Raw genomic sequence first — 20,502 nt, forward strand, 5'->3', positions numbered from 1 at the left:
GATTCAACCTAGGGGTATTCCCCATGGGGTGGGGGCCGGGCGGGGACCCTGGTCGCGAAGGGATGGACCGACGTGCTGAACAGGCGTACCGTGGGCTCTCTCCCGCCCGCCACCGATGGTCCGCCGCCTTTCGCTTTTCTCCGCTGCCCTGCTGACGCTCGCCGGGTGCGGTGCCTCCGCGCCCGTCTCGGTGCCGGAGGCGCCTCCTCCCGTCGTGACCGCGCCTCCCGTGACGCCAGCCGTGGGGAGCGCAGCCCGCGACGCACAGGCGATGGCGGCTGTCCGCGGCGTCCTCGCTCGCTGCCGCGCGGCCGACTGCGGCTTGCCCGTCGGCCGGGGCGTCGAGGTGGACACGGTCGCGGTGGTGGACGGTGTCGCAGTCGCTCGCTTCTCGCAGGACCTCGGCGACGCACCGGTGCGCCCGGCTTCGGCGGCGGCATTTGAGGCGGCCGTGGCCGAGGCGGTCCGCGGCGCCTACCCCGGTGCCGCGGTCCGGGTCGAGACGCGTGGCGTGGCGCTGACCGCCCTCATCCCAAACGCCGACCGCGTCCCCGCCGACCGTGACTCCGACCGGCTTTTCGCACCGCCGGTGGCCACTCCGCCGTTGGTGCGCCCTGCGGACGAGGACCGGATTCCGACGGCCGGGCTGGCCGGGCGCCACGTCGCCCTGTGGCCCAGCCACGGCTGGCTCTACAACGCCGACGCCCGCGCCTGGGGCTGGCAGCGCGCCCGTCTGTTCACCACCATCGAGGACCTGCTGACCGTCGGCTTCGTGACGCGTGAACTGACGCCGATGTTCGAGCGAGCCGGGGCCGTCACGCTGCTGGCGCGTGAGCGCGACACGGCCCCCGAGGTGATCGTGGACGAGGGCTCGCGCGGCTACGCCGAGACGGGCCTGTGGGGCGACGGTCCGACGGGATTCGGCCTTCGCGCCAGCTACGGCGACGGTGAGAACCCCTTCCGCCTCGGCCGATCGAGGGAGGCGGTCGGCGGGGCGCGGGCGCGTCACACCGCGACCTGGACGCCCGACCTGCCTGAGGCCGGGCGCTACGCCGTCCATGTGAGCTACGCCGCCGGGGCGGACCGCTCCGAGGCGGCGCGCTACACCGTCGTCCACGCGGGCGGCACCACCGACGTGCTCGTGAATCAGAGCATCGGTGCGGGGACATGGGTGTACCTCGGCACGTTCGAGTTCGAGGCCGGGTCGCGGGGCCGCGTCACGCTCGTCGTGGGCACCGACGGGACCGTCTCCGCCGACGCCGTCCGCTTCGGCGGCGGGGAGGGCGTCATCCGGCGCGGCGCCGGGACCAGCGGGCGGGCGCGGTGGATGGAGGGCTCGCGCTACTACCAGCAGTTCGCGGGCGCGCCCACCTCGGTCTACAACATCACCGACGACCCGGGGAACGACTACACCGACGACTTCCGCAGCCGCGCCGAGTGGGCGAACTGGCTCCGCGGCGCGCCGTTCGGCCCGAGCGACGCGCCCGACCTGCCCGGCCTCGGCATTCCCGTGGACGCGGTCCTCGCGTGGCACACCGACGCAGGCATCGACCGCGACGGCACCATCGGGACGCTCGCCATCTACAACGTCCCCGGCATGGACGAGTCGGGTGCCTTCGCCGATGGCACCTCGCGCCTCGCCAACCGCGACCTCGCCGACGGGGTCCAGACGACCCTGGTGGACGACATCCGTCGCCTCTACGCGCCGTCGTGGTCGCGCCGCCAGCTCTGGGACCGCAGCTACTCGGAGTCGACGCGGCCCGCGGTGCCGTCGCTCCTGCTGGAGCTGCTCTCGCACCAGAACTTCCGCGACATGCGCTTCGCGCTCGACCCGCGCTTTCAGTTCGACGCCGCCCGTGCGGTCTACAAGGGCTACGGCCGCTTCCTCGCCGCCCAGCGCGGCGACCGGTTCGTCCCGCAGCCGCTCCGACCGACGCACGTCTACGCGCTCCTCGAGGGCGACCGCGTCGCGCTCGGCTGGCAGCCCCAGCCCGACCCGCTGGAGCCGGACGCGTTGCCGACGGCCTACGTCGTCTACACCCGCGACGGCGCCATCGGCTGGGACGAGGGGACGCGTGTCGAGGGGACCTCGGTGCGGTTGCCCGCGCCGCCAGCGGGGATCGTCCGCAGCTACCGGGTCGCGGGCGTCAATGAGGGGGGAGAGGGGCGGCCCTCCGAGGCACTGGCGGTCGGTGTGGGGGAGCCGGGCGCGTCCCCGGTTCTCGTCGTGGATGGCTTCGACCGCGTCGCCCCGCCCGACGCCGTCGACGTGCCGGGCAACGCGGGATTCGTGGACCCGGTCGGCGTGCCCGAGGGCATCGGGGTGATCACGGTCGGGGCGCAGCGCGTGTTCGATCCGTCGGCGGAGTACGTCAGCGACCCGCAGCCGGGCTGGGGGGCGAGTGGGTCCGAACTGGAAGGAACGCTCATCATGGGCAACGACCGCGACCACGCGGCGGTCCACGGCCGCGCGCTGCTCGCCGTCGGGCGCTCGTTCTCGTCCGCCTCCGACGAGGCCGTCGCCGACGGCACAGTCGACCTGGCGGACGTCGCCGTGGTCGACCTCGTGCTCGGCCTGGAGCGGCGTACGGCGTGGCCCGACCCGGCCGATCCGCGCTCGCCAGCGTTCGAGGCGCTGCCGGAGCCCCTCCGCGACCGCCTTGGGATGTACCTCGACGGCGGCGGCGCGCTGGTCGTGTCGGGGGCGCACTGGGCGAGTGACGCAGCGAGCGACTTCGCGTCGGCCGCCTGGGTTCGCACCCACCTCGGCGTCCGGGCGGACGGACGTGCCGATGGGGTGCTGGCCGTCGCCCTCGGCGGCTCCGCGGTGCCCTTCGGGACGGCCTACGGGCCGAGGCGCTATGCCGTCCGCTGGCCGGACGTGCTGGCCCCCAGTGGCATCCGCGCCGAGATCGTGGGCCGCTTCGGGTCGGGCGAGGTCGCCGCCGTCGCCCACGGGCGGACACTCAGCCTGAGCGTCCCGCTGGAGTCCGTGTTCGACGCCGAGGCGCGCGCGGGACTGATGGAAGAGGCGCTCCGGCGGGTGCTGGGCGAGTAGCGGCAGGGAGGCGGCGGGCGACGGGAGCGTCCCCGCCTGATCTCCCCACGGTCCGCATGCTCTACAGCGCTCGTTCGACCCGGCGGAAGCGGTGCGAGACGGTCGCGCCGACAGCCTTCTCGTAGAACGGCAACGACGCGGCCCAGGCGATGGTGGCCTGGGCGTGCCCGGCTTCGCGGAGGTCGGCGAGGCAGTGCCGCAGGAGCACCGCGCCGACGCCCAGGCCACGTGCGGCGGGGGCCGTGCCCATCGGGCCGAACCACGGCATCCCGGCATGGCTGGAGCTGTGGGCGGCGAAGCCGAGCACGTCGGCTCCCCGTACGGCGAGATGGACGCTCGGCGGGTCGTTGGACAGGGCGCGGGCGACCTCGGGGTGCCACGCGGGCCACTCGGCGTCCAGCAGGCGGGCCAGCGGGGCGTGGTCGGGAGGAGTGGCGCGTCGAACCGTGACGCCCGCTTCCGCGAGCCGCGCTCCGTCCGCCTCGGTGTCCGTGTCGAGGGGGCCGAGGGCCACGCCCAGGTGGACGGCCTCGCCGATGGGCGCGAAGCCGCGCGCGTCCGCGAACGCCAGCCCGGCCGCCTCGCGCAGGTCGATGCCGGGCGTGAGGTAGACGGGCGCACCCTCGCCCAGGCGGAGGACCGTCGCGCCGTGCTGCCCGAGCGCCTCGGCGACAGCGTCGAGGAGGGCGGTGCCGAAGCCGCGCCGCCGGTGCGCCGGGTCGACGGCCAGCAGGCGGACGCTTCCGCGCATGCCGTCCGCGACGGGCCACCGCGCGCCGACGGCCAGGCCGACGACCTCCTCCTGCCCGTGGGCGGCGCCTCCAGCCTCGGTGGCGACGAGGGCGACCTCGGCATCGACCATCTCGGCCCACAGGGCGGGCGTCATGGGCCACAGCGGGACGCTCCGGTTCCAGAGCGCGCGGGCGGCGTCGGCGGGGTGGAGGGGGCGGATGGTGTGAGACATCGGGGCTCGGTAGGGGCGGCGCGCGGTCCGGCCCTCCGTGAGTCGTGCGCCCCGGCGGGGGCGGCAGCGTCGCGTCAGGCGGCGGCCTCCGCCTTCTTTTTGCCGAAGGTCGGGTCCACCTTGATCCGCAGCGCGACGAGGAAGCTGGGGATGGTCGCGATGAGCACCCAGACGAAGAACTGCTCGTAGCCGATCAGGTCCTCCAGCCAGCCGGAGAACATGCCCGGGATCATCATGCCGAGGGCCATGAACCCGGTCGCGATGGCGTAGTGGGCCGTCTTGCGCTCGCCCGTGGCGATGTAGATCAGCACCATCAGGAAGGCCGCGAAGCCGAACCCGTAGCCGAACTGCTCGACGGCGATGGCGACGTTGACCCAGACGAAGCTCTCCGGACGGAAGATGGCCAGCAGCAGGTACGCCGCGTTGGGCAGGTTGATGGCGACCACCATCGGCAGGAGCCACTTGCCGAGGCCGTCCCGGGCGATCAGAAGGCCGCCCAGGATGCCGCCGACGGTCAGGCTCGCCACGCCGACCGTCCCGTAGGCGATGCCCACCTGGGCCGTGGTCAGCGCGAGGCCGCCCGCCTCCGGGGAGTCGACCAGGAAGGGGATGACCAGCTTGACGACCTGCCCCTCGGCGAAGCGGTAGAGCAGCACGAACGCGACCGCGATGCCGATCTCCGGCTTCTCGAAGAACGTCGTGATAGCGTCGGCCAGGGGGCTGCCGGAGAAGGGCAGCGCGCGGAACATGCGGCCCCAGGGCCCGGTGGTGCGCGGCGCGACGATGCCGGAGATCATCATGGGGATGATGAGCACGGCCAGCAGCACGACGAACAGCGCCAGGAAGACGAGGTACTGGAGCACACCCTCGACGCCGCCGGTGCCCTCGACGCGGGGCGCGTCGGCGGCGGGGCGGGGGAGGGCGAACAGGTGCCACGCCATCAGGGCGAGGAACACGCCCGCGATGACGAGGAACGTGATGGACCACGCGAGCGGGATGTTGCCGCTGAGAGCGCGGAAGGAGGCCTGCGCGGGGGCGTCGAGGTTGCGATCGAGCTGCACGACGGCCGCGTAGGGGCGGTCCCAGTTGTCGGCCGTGAACACGAAGCGCTCGCCCTCGACCAGCTTCAGGCTCTCGTCGCCGTCGCTGTGGGTGAGGGTGACGGCGACCTCCTCGCCGGGCGGCGGGGGGCCGGAGAGGCGGAACGGCACCACGCCGACGTTGCCCGCCGTGGCGGCGACATCGGTGGGGTCGTCGCCGAAGAGGGCGGTGATGGCGCGGCCGAGGGGGCCGGAGATGGTGCGGGTCCACCACGAGGGCGCGTCCTCGGCCGGGGCCGCGGCGACGGGCTCGTCGATGGCCTCGGGGGCGATCGTGTCGGTGGGGTCGGCCGCGGCGGTGCCGGCGAGCGAGTCGGAGGGGGCGAGGGCGTCGAGCGAGTCGGCTGGGGGCGATGCCGAGGCGGGCGGGGGGCGGGGGGCGACGGGGCCGCCGTAGAAGCCGTTGGCCTCGTTCTGTGCGCGGGCGGCGTCGAGGAGCGCGGACACCTCGTCGGTCGGGCGCGCGGCGATGGGGATGGCGGCGTCGCCCGCGATCACCTGAAGCTGGTCGCGCGTCGCGTCGGGCGCGGCCGTGCGCTCGGTCAGGTCGAGGGGCACGGCGTCGGTGCCGATGAGCGCGTCGCCGGTCGCCGCGGGCGTGGCTTCCACGGTCACGACGACGGGCTCCAGGCCGGTGGACGCCTCCAGCGACCCGGCCAGGATCGGGATCAGGCCCTGCACCGCGAAGATGGCCGCGCGGTACGCCGTGCTCCGCCAGCCGACCCACCACGCCTGGTCGTGCTCGTCGAGGGCGAGCATGTAGAAGCCGTCCGCGGCGATGTCGTGGGTGGCGGACGAGAAGGCGAGCAGCCAGAAGAACGCCAGCGTGGCTTGGACGAAGCCCGAGGCGGGGATGGTCAGCGCAACGCCGGCCAGGCCGCCGCCGATGAGCACCTGCATGGCGACGATCCAGAGCCGCTTGGTCTTGATCATCTCGACCAGCGGCGCCCAGAACGGCTTGATGACCCAGGGCAGATACAGCCAGCTCGTGTAGAGCGCGATGTCGGTGTTGGTCAGCCCGAGGCGCTTGTAGAGGAGCACCGAGAGGACGGCGACCACCATGTAGGGGATGCCCTCGGCGAAGTAGAGCGAGGGGACCCAGCGCCAGGCGCCGGGCTGGCCGACGGGCTCGGCGATGTCGCGGTCCGGCGGACCGGGGGGCGGCATGGAGGGGCGGGGGTCGGCGTCGGCCATTGACGAGCGGGGGGAGGAGGCCGCATGGTACGCACAGGCCTCCCCGCCTCGGAGGCGGGGGGCGGGGTTCAGGGGAGGGATGGGGCCAGCCTCCGTCGCTCCCCTGTGGCGGCTCGGCCCGCCTCGGTGCCGAGGCGGGCGGGGCCTACGGCGTTACCTCGACCACGCGGGCCGGGCCCTCGTTGCCGGTGCGGTCGATGCCCGACACAGCGACGGCCTCCACCGGTCCGTCGTCTCCCGAGAGCACGTACGTGCCGACGCCCACAGGCACGGTCTCCCAGGTCCAGACGCCCGCGCGGCGGGCGCGGACGACCCACTGGCGGACCGGGTCGGCGTCGCCGGGGAGCGCGATCACGTCGGCGTCGTCGCCGCGGCGGGTGACGGCGAGGCGCGGCGCGGCGGGCGGGGCGTCGGCGAGCCAGGGGGAGGGCGGTACGAGCGCGGGTTGGGCGTAGGGACCGGTCGCGAGTTGGTCGCCGAGCGACGAGAACCGAGGCCAGAACGCCTTGATGGAGAAGTGGATGGTGCCCGTCGACTCCGCGTCGTCGCGGACGAGCAGGACCTGATCCAGGATCTCGCGTGGGCGGTAGCTGTCCAGCTCCGGCAGCGTCCGGCTGTCGTAGAGACCCGGCCAGAGGTGGCGGCCCTGGACGTTCTCCTCGCCCCACCAGTCCAGCAGCGCCGGGAAGCTCTGCCCGCGGCTGGCGATGGACCAGTAGAGCTGCGGCGCGAGGTAGTCCAGCCAGCCCTCGCGCAGCCACTTCCGGGCGTCGGCGTAGATCTCGCCGTACTGGTCGAAGCCGGTCACGGAGGCGGGGTAGCCGGGCCGCCAGATGCCGAACGGGCTGATGCCGACCTTGACATGCGGCTTCTCGGCCTTGACGCTGTCGTAGAGTGCCTCGATGAAGCGGTCCACGTTCTGGCGCCGCCAGTCGTCGCGGCCGAGCGTCTCGCCGGCGGCCTGGGCTCGCGCGTAGGACTCGGCGTCGGGGAACTGGACGCGCCGCCCCCGGGCATTGACCGGGTAGGGGTAGAAGTAGTCGTCCATGTGGATGCCGTCGATGTCGTACCGGCGGACGATGTCCATGATGACGCGCAGCGAGTGCTCGGCGGCCTCGGGCTCGCCGGGGTCCAGCCAGAGGTAGTCGCCGTAGCGGCGGACGAGGTCGGGGCGCTGGCGGGTGATGTGGGTGATGTCCTTCGCCTGCGGTCCGGCCGGATGGCTGGCGCGGTACGGGTTGACCCAGGCGTGCAGCTCCAGACCACGCGCGTGGGACTCGTCGATGGCGAACTGGAGAGGGTCGTACCAGGGGCTCGGCGCACGGCCCTGCTCGCCGGTCAGGAAGGCGGACCACGGCTCCAGGGCGGAGAAGTAGAGCGCGTCGGCCATGGGGCGGACCTGCAGCACGATGGCGTTCAGGCCGACCTCGACGGACCGGTCGAGCAGGGCGACGAGTTCGGCGCGTTGCTGGTCGGGCGTCAGGCCGGGCTCACTCGGCCAGTCGATGTTGGCGACGGTCGCCATCCAGGCGCCACGGAACTCGCGCGTCGGGCCGGGCAGGGTGGCCGCGTCCACCACCTCGCCTCCGAGCATCGGGTCGGGCGGCGGCGCGGGCGTCGGGGCGGGGGGAGGCGTCGGCTCCGGGGCGGCGACCACGACCGGCGGCTCGGGCACGCGGACGGGCTCGGGGGCGGAGCAACCGGCCATCCACAGGGCGACGGCGAGACAGGCGAGGGCAGAACGGAACGACACGGGGACGACGGCAGGGCGAGCGGAACGGGGGGCGAGGAACGTACCGCCACTCGGCCCCGCGGCGTCTGAGGGATCTGCTGGGTGTCGGTGAGAAATGGCACAGGAGCCCACGCACGCCGGAACGGCGGACGGTACGGACCGCCTCTGATGCGTCCCCGACGGCGGCGCGCGTGGCTACCTCGCGGCGCCCGTCACGGAGGCGTGGACGGCCCGGGCTACCTCGGCGCCGAGGCGGGCGGACTCGTCGTGGTCGGCGAGGCCCTCGGTCAGGATCACGAGCACGTACGGCTCGGCGCCTTCCGGGTAGACGATGGCGGCGTCGTGGTGGATCTCGGTGATCCAGCCCGTCTTGTGGGCCACCCGCGTGCCCGCCGGTAGGCCGGCGGGGATCATCTCGTTGAACGCCTGGTCGTCCAGGATGTCGACCATCTCTGCGTCCGCGGCGGGGGAAACGGCGCGGCCGTCGCGGATCGCCTCCAGCACGGTCGCGAGCGCGTCGGCGGTGGTGGCGTTGCTGAGTCCGGCTTCGAACGCCTTCAGGTCCTCGACGCCCCGCAGCACGCGCAGGCCCGGCGCTCCCAGGCGGTCCATCGTCGCCTGCACCGATTCGGCCGTGACGAGGCCGATGAGCAGATTGGTGGCGAGGTTGGACGAGGTCGTGATGGCGCGCTCGGTCAGGGTGCGGAACGTCACGTCCCGGCCTTGGAGCGCGTAGAGGCCGTCGTCCGAGTCGTCCGTGATCTGGTACTCGGTGCCGTCGACGATGGAGCGGAACCGGTTCTCGACGCGGACCGGGTCGTCCCATGCTCTCCGGCCAGCCTGCACCTGCCGGAAGGCTTCGATCATCACGCCCACTTTCATCGTCGAGGCGGCGTGGAAGGTGCGGTCGGCCAGACGGTCGAACCGGCGGGACGGGCTGCGGACGGCGACGGCGACCGTCGCGCCGGGGTACTGCGCCACGATGGCGTCGACGGTCTCGGCCAGCGGGTCGGGGGAGGCGGTCACGAGCAGGGGGCCCGGGCACCAGATGCAGCCCGAGAGGGCGACCACGGTGGCGAGCAGGCCGAGGCGGACGGTCAGCATGGGGCTACGATACGCCCGGCGGATCGGCGCGCGGCGCGCCTCTCGCGCTGACTCGTCAGATACGGCCCGAGATCTCGGACTCCAGCCAGCGGGGGAGGACGTTTCCCTGGGGGTAGACCTGCGCCCGTGCCGTGAACTCCTCGATGTCGGTCTGTTGCACCCGGATCTGGGTGTAGCCCGCCGGGTCGAACCGCCCGACGACGGTCACGATGACGCCGTCGTCCTGGCTGCGGACCGACTCGACCCGGATGCCAGACTGCTGGAACGTCTCCCCGATCGCGTTCACGACCTCCTCGGGCGAGCCCTCGAAGTACGACCAGTCGAAGGGGTCGGGGCGGCCGTAGGCCTCGGCGATGGAGGCGTTGGTGCAGCCACCCAGTCCGAGGGTCAGGAGGAGGGCGGTGGCGAGGAGCGGGAGGCGCATGAGAACGGGGAGGACGTGGATGGACAACGCTCTCTGCCGCGCGCCGGTGCCCGGTCGTCTCATGGGGACAGCGCTTTGCCCAGGCACACCGCCGATGCGCAGCACGTGCCCTGGAACTCACTCGACTGGCGGACGCCCGCGGGGGCCTCGGCACGGTCCATCGGGGCGTAGCCGCGAGCCTCGAAGAAGGGGGCGGCGGTCGTGGTGAGGAGGACGAGCGAGCGAAGGCCGTCGGCGTGGGCGCGCGCCTCGGCGGCTTCTACGAGGCGGGAGCCCGCCCCCGTCCCGCGCGCCTCGGGCGCCACGGCCAGCGACCGGAGCAACCCGGCGTCGCCGTACGGCTCGACGGCCACGCTGCCGAGCACGACGTTACCAGGGCGGACGACGAGGAAGCGGTCGGCTTCGGGCAGGTCGCCGACTGGCAGAGCCGCAGCCTCCAGAAGCGCCCGGATGCCGGGGAGGTCGGCCTCGGTAGCGGGTTCGGGCGTCCCGAACGCGCCATCGATCCAGGCAGCGATCTCGTCGCGGACGGTCGCGAAGGCCGCGCGCCGGTCGTTCTCTGTGCCCTCCACCGCCGACGGGTCCCGGAAGCTGTGGTGCACGTTGCGGACGCGCGCAGGCAAGTACGGACACGCTTCGAGGGCGTTGTCGCACACGGTCACGACGATGTCGAAGTCCTGGTCGCCCAGGTCGTCGATGGTCTTTGAGCTCTGGGCGCTCGGGTCGATGCCCGCGTCGCGGAGCGCTTCGACGGCCAGCGGGTGTACGCCGCGCGCGACGGTCCCGGCACTGAATGCTTCGTAGCGGTCGCCGTGACGGGCGCGGAGCAGCCCTTCGGCCAGCTGCGACCGGGCCGAGTTGTGGGTGCAGACGAAGAGGACGGAGGTCCGGGGGTCAGCAGCAGCCGTCATCGCAGGAGCACGAAGAGAGGCCCTCGAAGAAGACGCCGAGGGAAGCGGAGATGGAGGCCAGCGCACCTGCCTTGAGGCAGTAGCAGGAGCGTTGGCCGTCGGGCGTGCCGGAGATCAGTCCCGCCTCGCGAAGCACCTTGAGGTGCTGCGACACGGTCGATTGGGCCAGCCCGACCACCTCGACCACCTCGCCGCAGACGCACGACCCTCGCGCACCGAGGGTGCGGAGGATGGCGATGCGGGCGGGATGGGAGAGAGCCTTCGCCCAGGTCGCGAGCGTCGCGTCGTCCGGGAGGGTGGCCGGCGGGGAGTCGGTCATGGAAAACGAACCGGCGGCGGAGCGAGGCCCCACCACCGGGGGTCGGGTCAGCAGCAGCAGCACCCGCAGTCGCAGGCGCCGTCGTCACAGTCACAGTCGCAGCAGGCGTACAGGATCATGGGAGTGGGGGTTGGTGGAACAGGTTCATCGTCGATCGACGATGAACGATACGCGTTCGCCAGCGACCTGTCAACCCCCGGCCTGAAAGGGAGCGCGGCCCCCGGTCTCTGGAGCGGGGGCCGCGCGCGCCTGTCCGCCTCGGCGTCATCACCGAGGCGGGGCGATTCACGCAACTCAGCGAGCGACCGTCACCTGGCGCGTCGACCGGACCGTCTCGCCCTGGAGCACGAGCACGTACACGCCCGCGGCCAGCGACCCGCCATCGACCTCCACCGTCACTGGCGTCGCCGCCTGCGTCGGGCCTGCGAACACCTCCTGCACGCGACGCCCCATCACGTCGTAGAGCGTGACGGTCACCACCTGCGCCTCGCTCACGATGAACGTCGCACGGGCATGACTGTCGAGCGGGTTCGGAACCACGGTCAGCGGGTCCATTTCGGCCGTCGACAGCGACGTGGAGGCAGCCACGGCGAGGAGGTCGCCCGACGGCGTCGCGCCGACCTCGAACGCGCCCACGTCGTCCATCCCGTCCGCGCGCACGTAGCCGCGCTGGTCGACCGTCAGGTCCGTGTCGCCCGTGTCGATGGCCGGGCTGCCCGGGAGCGGGGCGCGCGTCCGCGTCGGGCCGCCGTTGTCGGCGAGGGGGCCGAGCATCGGGTCCGTGTTGATCCGGTCCGTGGGCTCGGGGTCGAAGCCGAGCGGGGCGTCGTCCACGATGTTGAAGCCGCCGGACACGGGGGTGCCCAGGAAGCTCGGCCCGTCGTTCGGGTCGTCGCCCTCGACGGTGTTGCCCGCGACGATCGTGCTTCGGAGTCGAACGTGGTTCGGGCCGGTCCGGAGTCCACCGCCCTCCCTGCCGGCCTGGTTGTCCGTGAGCGTACTGCCCTCGACCAGCGCAAAGTTGGCGGAGCCGAGGGCGAAGAGACCACCGCCACGCAGTGCCGTGTTGCCGTGGATCGTCGTGTTGAGGATGGAGAGCGATCCGTCACTGGCGTCGATCCCACCGCCGTTGCCCGTCGCGGAGTTGCCCCAGATCAGGCTCTCGCGGATCGTGACGTCGCTTCGGCCAAGCAGGAGGGCCCCGCCCGCATCCTGCGAGCCGCGAAGGCCGGTCCGGTTGTCCGACAGTACCGACGTGCTGATCTCCAACGTGCCACCGAAGGCGTAGAGCCCTCCGCCGCCAAACACGCTGAAGTTGCCGGTGACTGCGGATCCTTCGATGGTGAGTGGCGCGACGGAACTGAATCCTCGAAGGGCGACGATCGCTCCTCCGCTGGATTGGGCCTGGTTGTCGATGAACTCTGAGGTCGAGATCGTGACGGCCGCCTCGCCGACGACCGCAATCGCGCCCCCGTCCACCTGGCTGTCGTCGGCGTATCCGGACGCGCGGTTCTCCGAGAACCGGGCCTGCTCCACCACCACCTCGCCGTGCCGAATGGCGACGGCACCGCCCCGGCAGGTGTGTGCCCGGTTGCTGGTGAACATGGACTCGGTGAGGTCAACAGTGCCTCCCCCGACGTAGACGGCGCCGCCGCAGAGGAACGGAGTCTGGCGGGCGAGCCCGCGGGCCGTGTTCTCGCTAAACACCGAGCCGTGGTCGGTCAGCGTGGCCCCGGCCGCGACCCAGAGCGCGCCCCCCTGGTTTCGGGCGTAGTTCCTGGAGAACGTGGTCGAGGCGAGCGTCAGGGTGCCGTCTGCGAGGTGGACGGCTCCTCCGTCGCCGGGGCTCGGGGCCGCATCGTTGTCGGAGAACTCGGCACCGGAGATCCCCACCTCGGCCCCGCCCATGACCTCGATGGCTCCGCCAGACCGCTGCGCCCGGTTGAGACGCAGTGTCGCGTCCGTGAGGGTGGCGGACCCGCCGTTGACGAAGATGGCGCCCCCCGAGGCGGACGCCCCCGTCGCACGGTTGCCGGTGAACATGGCGTCCGTGACCGTGAGCGTGCCGCCGTCGACGTAGACACCGCCGCCGCCCTGGTCGGTGCCTGCGCCCTCGGCGATGTTGCCGTCGAGAGTGACGCCGGAGAGGGACAGGGTGCCGTCGCTGCTGATCCAGAAGGCTCCACCCTCGGTCGCCCGGTTCTGGGTCGCCGACCCCTGGAGGATCACCACCTGGGCGCTGCCCCCACCGTGGACGGCACCGCCGTTGCCGGGGTTGGGCCCGGTCGTGTTGCCTTCGAAGGTCCCGTTGGTCACCTCGGCGTAGCCGCCGACGGTCTCCACGGCGCCGCCTGCACGTTGCGCGCGGTTGCCGGTGAACGTGGTGTTCTGCACGAACATCGCCGCGCCGTTCGGATTGAGGATCGCGCCTCCGGAGCTCGAGGTCCCGAGCGCGCGGTTGTCCGTGAACGTGCTGGAGAGGACCGTGATCGAAGCGCCGTCCGTGTAGATGGCGCCGCCCCCGGCAGAAGCCGCATCTCCGCGCGCCTGGTTGCCGACGAAGTCGACGCCGCTCACGTTGAGGCCGTTGCTGTTCGCGCTGACCCAGATGGCTCCTCCTGACCCAGGGGCTGCGTTCCCGATGAACGCGCCGCCTGTGACGTTCACGAAGGAGTTGCCCGATATGTAGATCCCGCCGCCATCCCCCCGTCCATTTCGGAAGGTGACATCGAAGAACTGGATGGAGAACCCGAACAACCCATCCGCCTCGACGACTCGGCTGCCCGGGGCGGCTGTGAGGGTAACGGGGCCTCGCACGATGACATCGGAGAAGAACTCGATCTGGCCCTGCGTCAGCGTGACGCTGGAGACGGAGAAGCGGATCTCATCTCCCATGTTGTCCCCGGCCGCGCAGCCGCCGACGGGGTCGTTCGAGTCGGCCGACTGAGCGGCTTCCCGGAGGGTGCAGCCGACGCCGTCGTCTGTGCTGGAGTCGACGATGATGATCGCCGCCTGGGTGGGGAGCGCGAGTGCCAACGCGAAGGCGAACGTAGAGAGGAGTCGACTCCGCATTGGCATACCGAAGAGATGTATGTGAGTATAGGGCGGAGAGGAGACACGACAAGGCGCGGCCCCCCGCTCCGAAGAACGAGGGGCCGCGCCGTTGGTCTGCCCCGGCGCCGTCGCCGAGATAGGGAGACTCACATGGCTCAGCGAGCGACCGTCACCTGGCGCGTCGACCGGACCGTCTCGCCCTGGAGCACGAGCACGTAGACGCCCGCGGCCAGCGACGAGCCGTCGACCGACACCTCGATGGCCTGCTCGGCCTGCGCCGCGCCGCTGAAGACCTGCTGGACCTGGCGGCCCATCACGTCGTAGAGCGTCACCGTGACCGCCTGCGCCTCGGAGACCGCGAACGAGGCGCGGGCCGAGCTGCGGAACGGGTTCGGCACCACGTCCAGCCGGTCGAGTGTGAGGGCCGACTGCGTCGCCGAGGCGAAGGGTGCCGCCGACACCAGGACGGGCGAGTACGTCCCGATCGGCCACGGGTTGGTGGCCGAGCCCTGCGTCGTGTCGTCGTCGTTGGCCTGCGGGCCGCTGTACGTGAAGTTGTTCAGGACGAAGGTCGTGCCGTCGGGGCCCGTGCCGTCCTTGCGGTAGACCCAGCCGTCCTCGTACTCCCAGGGCTGGCCGGTGCCGTCCGTGTCGATGTCACCGAAGACGTCGACCACAGCGCCATCCTGGAACAGCTCGATCGCGTCGTCTCCGTTGTTGCCGGCCGCGCTCGACGTGTAGTCCGGCGCGAAGCCGAAGAACGACGTGAAGCCGGTCGTCTCCGAGGCGATGTAGATGTAGTCGCCCGCGCTCGCGGCGACCGCCGGGAACGTGAACTCCTGGCCGTCGGTGCCGCCACCGTTGTTGGCCGAGCCCAGGCCGTAGACCGAGAGGTCGGCGATGTCGTCGAGGACGTAGACCTCGATGGCCTTCGGCAGGCCCCCGGTGAGGTTGCCGTCGAAGATGCCCGTGAACACGAGCGCCGGGCCCGCTGCGGCATCGCCGAACTCGACCGCGCCGACGTCGTCGGGCTCGGTGCGGGCCACGCCGCGCTGGTCGATGGTGAGCGCCGTGCTGCCCGCGTCGATGGCGGGGCTGCCGGACAGGAGGGCTGCCGTCAGCGTCGGGCCGCCGTTGTCGGCGAGTGCGTCCAGCATCGGGTCGGTGCCCGTCTGGTCCGTGCCGGTCGCCGGGAAGGTGGCCGCGGTCGGCGTGGTGCCGATCACGTTCCATCCGCCGGAGCCGTAACGCCCGGAGAGGTTGGCGCCGTTGGTGGCGCTGTTGTCGGCCACGATGGAGTTCGTGAACGTGACGAAGGGCGTGCCTGCGTTCTGCGTGTTCTGGTTGTACAGACCGCCGCCGGCGAGCGCCGCCGAGTTGTTGGCGATGGTGGCGCTGTCGAAGCTGATCGCGCCGCTGAGCGAGACCACCCCTCCACCGAGGCGGGCGGAGTTGTCGTACAGCGTCGAGTTCTGGACCGTCGCGCTGGCGTCCGCGCGGACGGCGAGGCCGCCACCCAGGTCCGAGCTGTTGCTCAGAAGGAGCGTCTGATCCAGCGTCGCGGTGCCGTCGGCGAGGTGCACACCGCCTCCGGCGGAGCCCTGCCCGAACGTCCGGTTGCCACTGAGCGTCGTGCGCAACACGGTCGCCTCGCCCCCATTGACGAAGAGGCCGCCACCGCCCGCGGCGCCACGCGCGGCGTTCGAGAGCAGGTTGCTGTCGCGTAGGAGGAGCGTGGTGCCTCCGTTGATCCAGAGGCCGCCCCCTTCATTGCCCGCCTCGTTGTTCGAGACGGACGCATCGAGGACCTGGAGCGTGATGACGCCCCGCGTGGTGTGGATCGCGCCACCGTTGCCCGGCGCCGTGCCGGTCACGTTCTGCGTGAACGTCGAGCCGACGAAGGCCGCCAGCACGATCTCGCCTTCACCAGGAGCCGTCACCTCGACGGCGCCCCCGGCGCGCTGCGAGCGGTTCTGGTCGAACGTGGTGCTGAACACCGTCGCCGAGCCGCCATTGACGAGGATCGCTCCGCCGGAGCCGGATGCTCCCGAGGCACGGTTGCCGGAGAAGACCGAGTCTCCGGTGCCGGAGTCTACGTTGAGCACGCCGCCGTCGACGTAGACGCCGCCGCCGCCCTGGTCCGCACTCGCGCCCTCGGCGATGTTGCCGGTAACGGTGACGCCGAGCAGCGACAGCGTGCCGGAGGCCGAAATCCAGTACGCGCCGCCTTCGCTGGCCCGGTTGCCCGTCGCCGCCGCGTCGGTGACCGTGACGTTGGCCGTGCCGCCGCCGTGGATGGCGCCGCCGTTGCCGGGGTTGGAGCCCGCCGTGTTGCCGACGAACGAGCCACCGGTCACCATCGTGGCACCGCCGACCGTCTCGATGGCGCCGCCTGCGCGCTCGGAGCGGTTGTTGGTGAAGGTGGAGGCCTGGATGTTGAGGCTCGCCCCGTTGGGGTTGAGGATCGCCCCGCCGGAGCCGGACGTGCCGAGGGCGCGGTTGTTGGTGAACGTGGCGTTCTGGACCGTGAGCCCACCGCCGTTCGTGTAGATGGCGCCGCCTCCCTGGTTGGCCGCGTCTCCACGAGCCTGGTTGTCGGTGAAGGACGTGCCGTCGATCGTCAGGGTCCCGGCGGCCGAGAGGTAGATCGCGCCTCCGGACAGCGGCGCGTTGTTCTGGTTGAACGCGCCGCCCGTCACCGTCACGGTCGTCGCCCCCGTGATGGCGAGGGCACCGCCGTTGCCCCGGCCGCCCACGAAGGTGACACCCGAGAAGGAGACCGAAGAGGCGGGACCGACGCGCACGATGCGCTGACCGGGCGTCGCCGTGAGGGTCACCGGGCCCGTCACGATCAGGTCCTCGGAGAGGTAGAGCTGGCCGCCGGTCAGCGTCACCGCGCCGACCGAGAACTGGATCTCATCGTTCACGTTGTCACCGGCCGCGCACCCACCGACGGCCGTGTTGGTGTTGGCCGCCTCGACGGCCTCGCGGAGGGTGCAGCCGACGCCGTCGTCGGCGCCGGAGTCGACCGTGATGACAGCCGCCTGGGCTGTCAAGGAGACTGCCAGCGTGAGGGCAGCGAAGAGAGAGGGTCGGGCCAGTCGGCCGAGAGGGAGCAAGCGTCTCATGAATGCAGAGAGTGGAGGGAGCGCGGCGTCGGGGGAGCCAGGGAGAGCCGCGTGAGAAAGAACATATCGACGCGAGCAGAGAGAATCGTCAACAGGGCGTGACCTCTCGCCCGCCGAGTCGATGGCCCCGAACGCAGCGCGGCCCCCCGCTCCGAAGAACGAGGGGCCGCGCCGTTGGTCTGCCCCGGCGCCGTCGCCGAGGCAGGGAGACTCACATGGCTCAGCGAGCGACCGTCACCTGGCGCGTCGACCGGACCGTCTCGCCCTGGAGCACGAGCACGTAGACGCCCGCGGCCAGCGACGAGCCGTCGACCGACACCTCGATGGCCTGCTCGGCCTGCGCCGCGCCGCTGAAGACCTGCTGGACCTGGCGGCCCATCACGTCGTAGAGCGTCACCGTGACCGCCTGCGCCTCGGAGACCGCGAACGAGGCGCGGGCCGAGCTGCGGAACGGGTTCGGCACCACCGTCAGCGCGTCGAGCGTCGTCGCGAGCGCGGCCGTCCGCGTCGTCGGCGCCACCGTCATCGCCGGCGCGTACGTGCCGATCGGCCACGGGTTGGTCGCCGTGTCCTGGCTCGTGTCGTCGTCGTTGGCGTCGACACCGCTGTAGGTGAAGTTCTCCAGCACGAACGTGTCGCCGTCCGGACCGGTGCCGCTCACGCGGTAGGCCCAGCCGTCGACCGTGTCCCAGGGCTGGCCGGTGCCGTCGACGTTCACGTCGCCGTAGACATCGATCACCTCGCCGTTGAAGAACACCTCGATGGCGTCGTCGCCATTGATCGAGGCGGCGCCGGAGACGTAGTCCGCGTCGAAGCCGAAGAAGGCCAGGAAGCCGGGCGCCTCAGCGGAGACGTAGATGTAGTCGCCCGCGCTCGCGGCGTCGGCCGGGAACGTGAACTCGGGCGAGCCGGTGGGCCCGCCGCCGTTGTTGGCCGACGAGACGCCGTAGGCGCTCAGGTCCGCGATGTCGTCGAGGACGTAGAGCTCGATCACCTTCGGGTTGCCACCCGAGAGCGGACCGTCGAAAACGCCGGTGACGATCATCGACGCCGTGGCCGGGGGAGCCGCGTCGCCGAACTCGACCGCGCCGACATCGTCGGGCTCGGTGCGGGCCACGCCGCGCTGGTCGATGGTGAGCGCCGTGCTGCCCGCGTCGATGGCGGGGCTGCCGGACAGGAGGGCTGCCGTCAGCGTCGGGCCGCCGTTGTCGGCGAGCGCGCCGAGCATCGGGTCGGTGCCGAGCTGGTCGGAGGCCACCGCGGCGAAGGTGAGCGCGTCCGGCGTCGTGCCGATCACGTTCCACCCGGCGGACGTGTGCCGTCCCTTCAGGTTGGCCCCGTTGGTGGCGCTGTTGTCGGCCACGATGGTGTTCGTGAGCGTGACGTACGGCGTACCCTGGTTGGGGGTGTTCTGGTTGTAGAGCCCGCCGCCGCCGATGGTGGCGCTGTTGGACGCGATGGTCGCGCTGTCGAACGACAGGAAGCCGCTGCCCGAGAACCCGCCGCCGCCGAAGCGCGCCGTGTTGCCGTAGAGCGTCGAGTTGTGCACCATCACGGTGGCGCCATTCAGCGAGGCGACGCCGCCGCCGTTGCTGGCGTAGTTCTCCGTGAACAGGCTCTGCATCACCGCGGTGGTGCCGCCGACGGCCAGGAGGCCACCACCGGGGACACCATCGGCGTAGGTCCGGTTGCCGCTCACCGTCGAGGTGAGGACCGTCAGCGAGCCGCCGTTGTTGAACAGCGCGCCGCCGCCGTTGTCGGCTGCGAGCCCGCGGGCGGCGTTGCCCGTGAAGGAGCCCGCGGTGACGGTCGCCGTCGTGCCGGTGTTGATCCAAAGGCCACCGCCCTCGCTCCAGGCTTCGTTGCCCGAGAAGTTGGCGTTGTCGATGGTCATCGTCAGATCGCCGGTGGTGGTGTGGATGCCACCGCCGTTGCCGGGCGCGCGGCCGGTGATGTTGTTCGTGAACGTCGCGAAGTCGATCGTCGCCGTCATCGGGGTGTCCGAGGCCGGGGCCGTGAACTCGATGGCGCCGCCCGCCCGCTGGGCGCGGTTCTGCATGAACACGGTGCCGTCGATCGTGACGGAGCCGCCGTTGACGAGGATGGCGCCGCCGGAGCCGGACGCGCCAATCGCACGGTTGTCCGAGAAGGTCGACTGGCCGGTCACGTTGGTCACCGAGAGGGTGCCACCGTCGACGTAGACGCCGCCGCCACCCTGTTCGGCGCTGGCGCCCTCGGCGATGTTGCCTTCCACGATCACGTCACCGAGAGCCATCGTGCCAGCGCTGGAGATCCAGTACGCGCCGCCCTCGTTGGCACGGTTGCCGCGCGCCGTCGAGCCGAAGACGGACACGTCGACCGAGCCGCCGCCGTGGATGGCGCCGCCGTTGCCGGGGTTGGTGCCCGCCGTGTTGCCCTCGAAGTTGCCGCCGGTGACCTGGGTCGAGCCGTTGACCGTCTCGATGGCGCCACCAGCCCGCTGCGAGCGGTTGCCGGTGAAGGCCGAGTCCGTGATGTCCAGCGTGGCGCCATTCGGGTTGAGGATCGCGCCGCCGGAGCCCGAGGTCCCGAGCGCGCGGTTGTCGGTGAAGGTGGCCTCATTGATGTTGACCGTGCCGCCGTTCGTGTAGATGGCGCCGCCGCCCTCGTTGGCCGCGTCGCCGCGGGCCTGGTTGCCCGTGAACGAGGTGCCGTTGACCGTGAGGCTACCGCTCGCGGAGACGTAGATCGCGCCGCCGCGGACCGGAGCCGCGTTCATGTTGAACGCGCCGCCCGTGAGCACCACCGGTGCCGAGTCCGTGATGAAGAGCGCGCCGCCATCGGCCTGGCCGTTCTGGAACGTGACGTCCGAGAACGAGACGACCTCGCTGCCGTCGATGCGGAAGATGCGGCTGCTGGCCGCGGCCGTGATCGTGACCGGCCCGGTGACCGTCACGCCCTCGGTGATCGCGATCTGACCCGCCGTCAGCGTGATCGCCCCGACGGAGAACTGGATCTCATCGGCGATGCCGTCGCCCGCGGTGCAGCCGCCGACGGCGGAGTCCGTGTTGGCCGACTGGACGGCTTCGCGAAGGGTGCACCCGACGCCGTCGTCGGTGCCCGAGTCGACCGTGATGGTCGCGGCCTGGGCGGTGAAGGTGAAGGCCAGCGCGAAGGCGACCAGAAGGGCGGACCGTGTGAGCAGTCGGCCGAGGGTAGTGGAGGGTCTCATGAGCAGAGAGGGGGAGAAAGAGATGGTCCGATTCGGCGACACCGTCGTCGCCGCAGACTTGGGGGGACGTGCAGTGCCTGATAGTAGAAGCCCCCCCAAAGTGTTCCATTACCGAACAGTGACGACGGGAAGTGGGCAGCCCCGGGGCAGGGGAGGACACCCTGTCGCTACCCCTGACTCCGCCCATGGTCAGCCCAGAGCGTCTGCGGCTCGGACATGTCGCCTTCTTCCTACACCGGCTCAGGCCCCTGTCCTACACCGGTTCCGTCGAGGGAGGACGCCCCTCTCAGTGGAACCGCCCGG

General features: G+C 71.8%; 11 protein-coding genes. 1 reads left to right on the forward strand and 10 read right to left on the reverse strand.

The annotated features are described in order from the left end of the window. Nucleotides 1–115: 115 nt before the first annotated feature. The gene (locus B1759_RS15285) at nucleotides 116–3,058 is read left to right on the forward strand and encodes a xanthan lyase (RefSeq protein WP_095515917.1); all 2,943 of its coding nucleotides are present in this window, start codon (nucleotides 116–118) and stop codon (nucleotides 3,056–3,058) included. Between the two features lie 61 nt (nucleotides 3,059–3,119). On the opposite strand, the gene B1759_RS15290 is transcribed toward B1759_RS15285, so the two are convergent. The 10 genes from B1759_RS15290 to B1759_RS15335 form a co-directional block, all read right to left on the reverse strand. Continuing rightward, nucleotides 3,120–4,022: a GNAT family N-acetyltransferase gene (locus B1759_RS15290; protein ID WP_095515918.1), complete on the reverse strand. Its 903-nt coding sequence runs from the start codon at nucleotides 4,020–4,022 to the stop codon at nucleotides 3,120–3,122. A 74-nt stretch (nucleotides 4,023–4,096) separates the two neighbouring features. Beyond that, nucleotides 4,097–6,316 carry a hypothetical protein gene (locus tag B1759_RS20035; protein WP_198948913.1) on the reverse strand — a complete coding sequence of 740 codons (2,220 nt, stop codon included), beginning with the start codon at nucleotides 6,314–6,316 and terminating at the stop codon, nucleotides 4,097–4,099. Between the two features lie 145 nt (nucleotides 6,317–6,461). Next, nucleotides 6,462–8,069, reverse strand: coding sequence for a glycoside hydrolase family 10 protein (locus B1759_RS15300; protein WP_198948915.1), 1,608 nt, complete (start codon nucleotides 8,067–8,069; stop codon nucleotides 6,462–6,464). Nucleotides 8,070–8,243: 174 nt separating this feature from the next. Further along, entirely contained in the window at nucleotides 8,244–9,152 is a 909-nt protein-coding gene (locus B1759_RS15305; RefSeq protein ID WP_095515920.1) for a serine hydrolase, read from the reverse strand. Between the two features lie 55 nt (nucleotides 9,153–9,207). Then, nucleotides 9,208–9,576 (reverse strand): hypothetical protein, encoded by a 369-nt coding sequence (locus tag B1759_RS15310; RefSeq protein ID WP_095515921.1) that lies wholly within the window; start codon nucleotides 9,574–9,576, stop codon nucleotides 9,208–9,210. Between the two features lie 59 nt (nucleotides 9,577–9,635). After that, nucleotides 9,636–10,487: an arsenic resistance N-acetyltransferase ArsN2 gene (arsN2, locus tag B1759_RS15315; RefSeq protein WP_095515922.1), complete on the reverse strand. Its 852-nt coding sequence runs from the start codon at nucleotides 10,485–10,487 to the stop codon at nucleotides 9,636–9,638. Further along, nucleotides 10,471–10,806 (reverse strand): helix-turn-helix transcriptional regulator, encoded by a 336-nt coding sequence (locus B1759_RS15320; RefSeq protein WP_095515923.1) that lies wholly within the window; start codon nucleotides 10,804–10,806, stop codon nucleotides 10,471–10,473. The genes arsN2 and B1759_RS15320 overlap by 17 nt, the downstream gene beginning before the upstream one ends. A gap of 294 nt (nucleotides 10,807–11,100) precedes the next feature. Next, complete coding sequence (locus B1759_RS15325) at nucleotides 11,101–13,878, reverse strand: T9SS type A sorting domain-containing protein (RefSeq protein ID WP_095515924.1); 2,778 nt, start codon at nucleotides 13,876–13,878, stop codon at nucleotides 11,101–11,103. Nucleotides 13,879–14,015: 137 nt separating this feature from the next. Continuing rightward, nucleotides 14,016–16,988: a choice-of-anchor Q domain-containing protein gene (locus B1759_RS15330; RefSeq protein ID WP_143537418.1), complete on the reverse strand. Its 2,973-nt coding sequence runs from the start codon at nucleotides 16,986–16,988 to the stop codon at nucleotides 14,016–14,018. Between the two features lie 220 nt (nucleotides 16,989–17,208). Continuing rightward, nucleotides 17,209–20,199, reverse strand: a complete 2,991-nt coding sequence (locus B1759_RS15335) for a choice-of-anchor Q domain-containing protein (protein WP_095515926.1) — start codon at nucleotides 20,197–20,199, stop codon at nucleotides 17,209–17,211. Nucleotides 20,200–20,502: the final 303 nt, after the last annotated feature.

It is taken from the genome of Rubrivirga sp. SAORIC476, from assembly GCF_002283555.1.
Lineage (GTDB): Bacteria > Bacteroidota > Rhodothermia > Rhodothermales > Rubricoccaceae > Rubrivirga.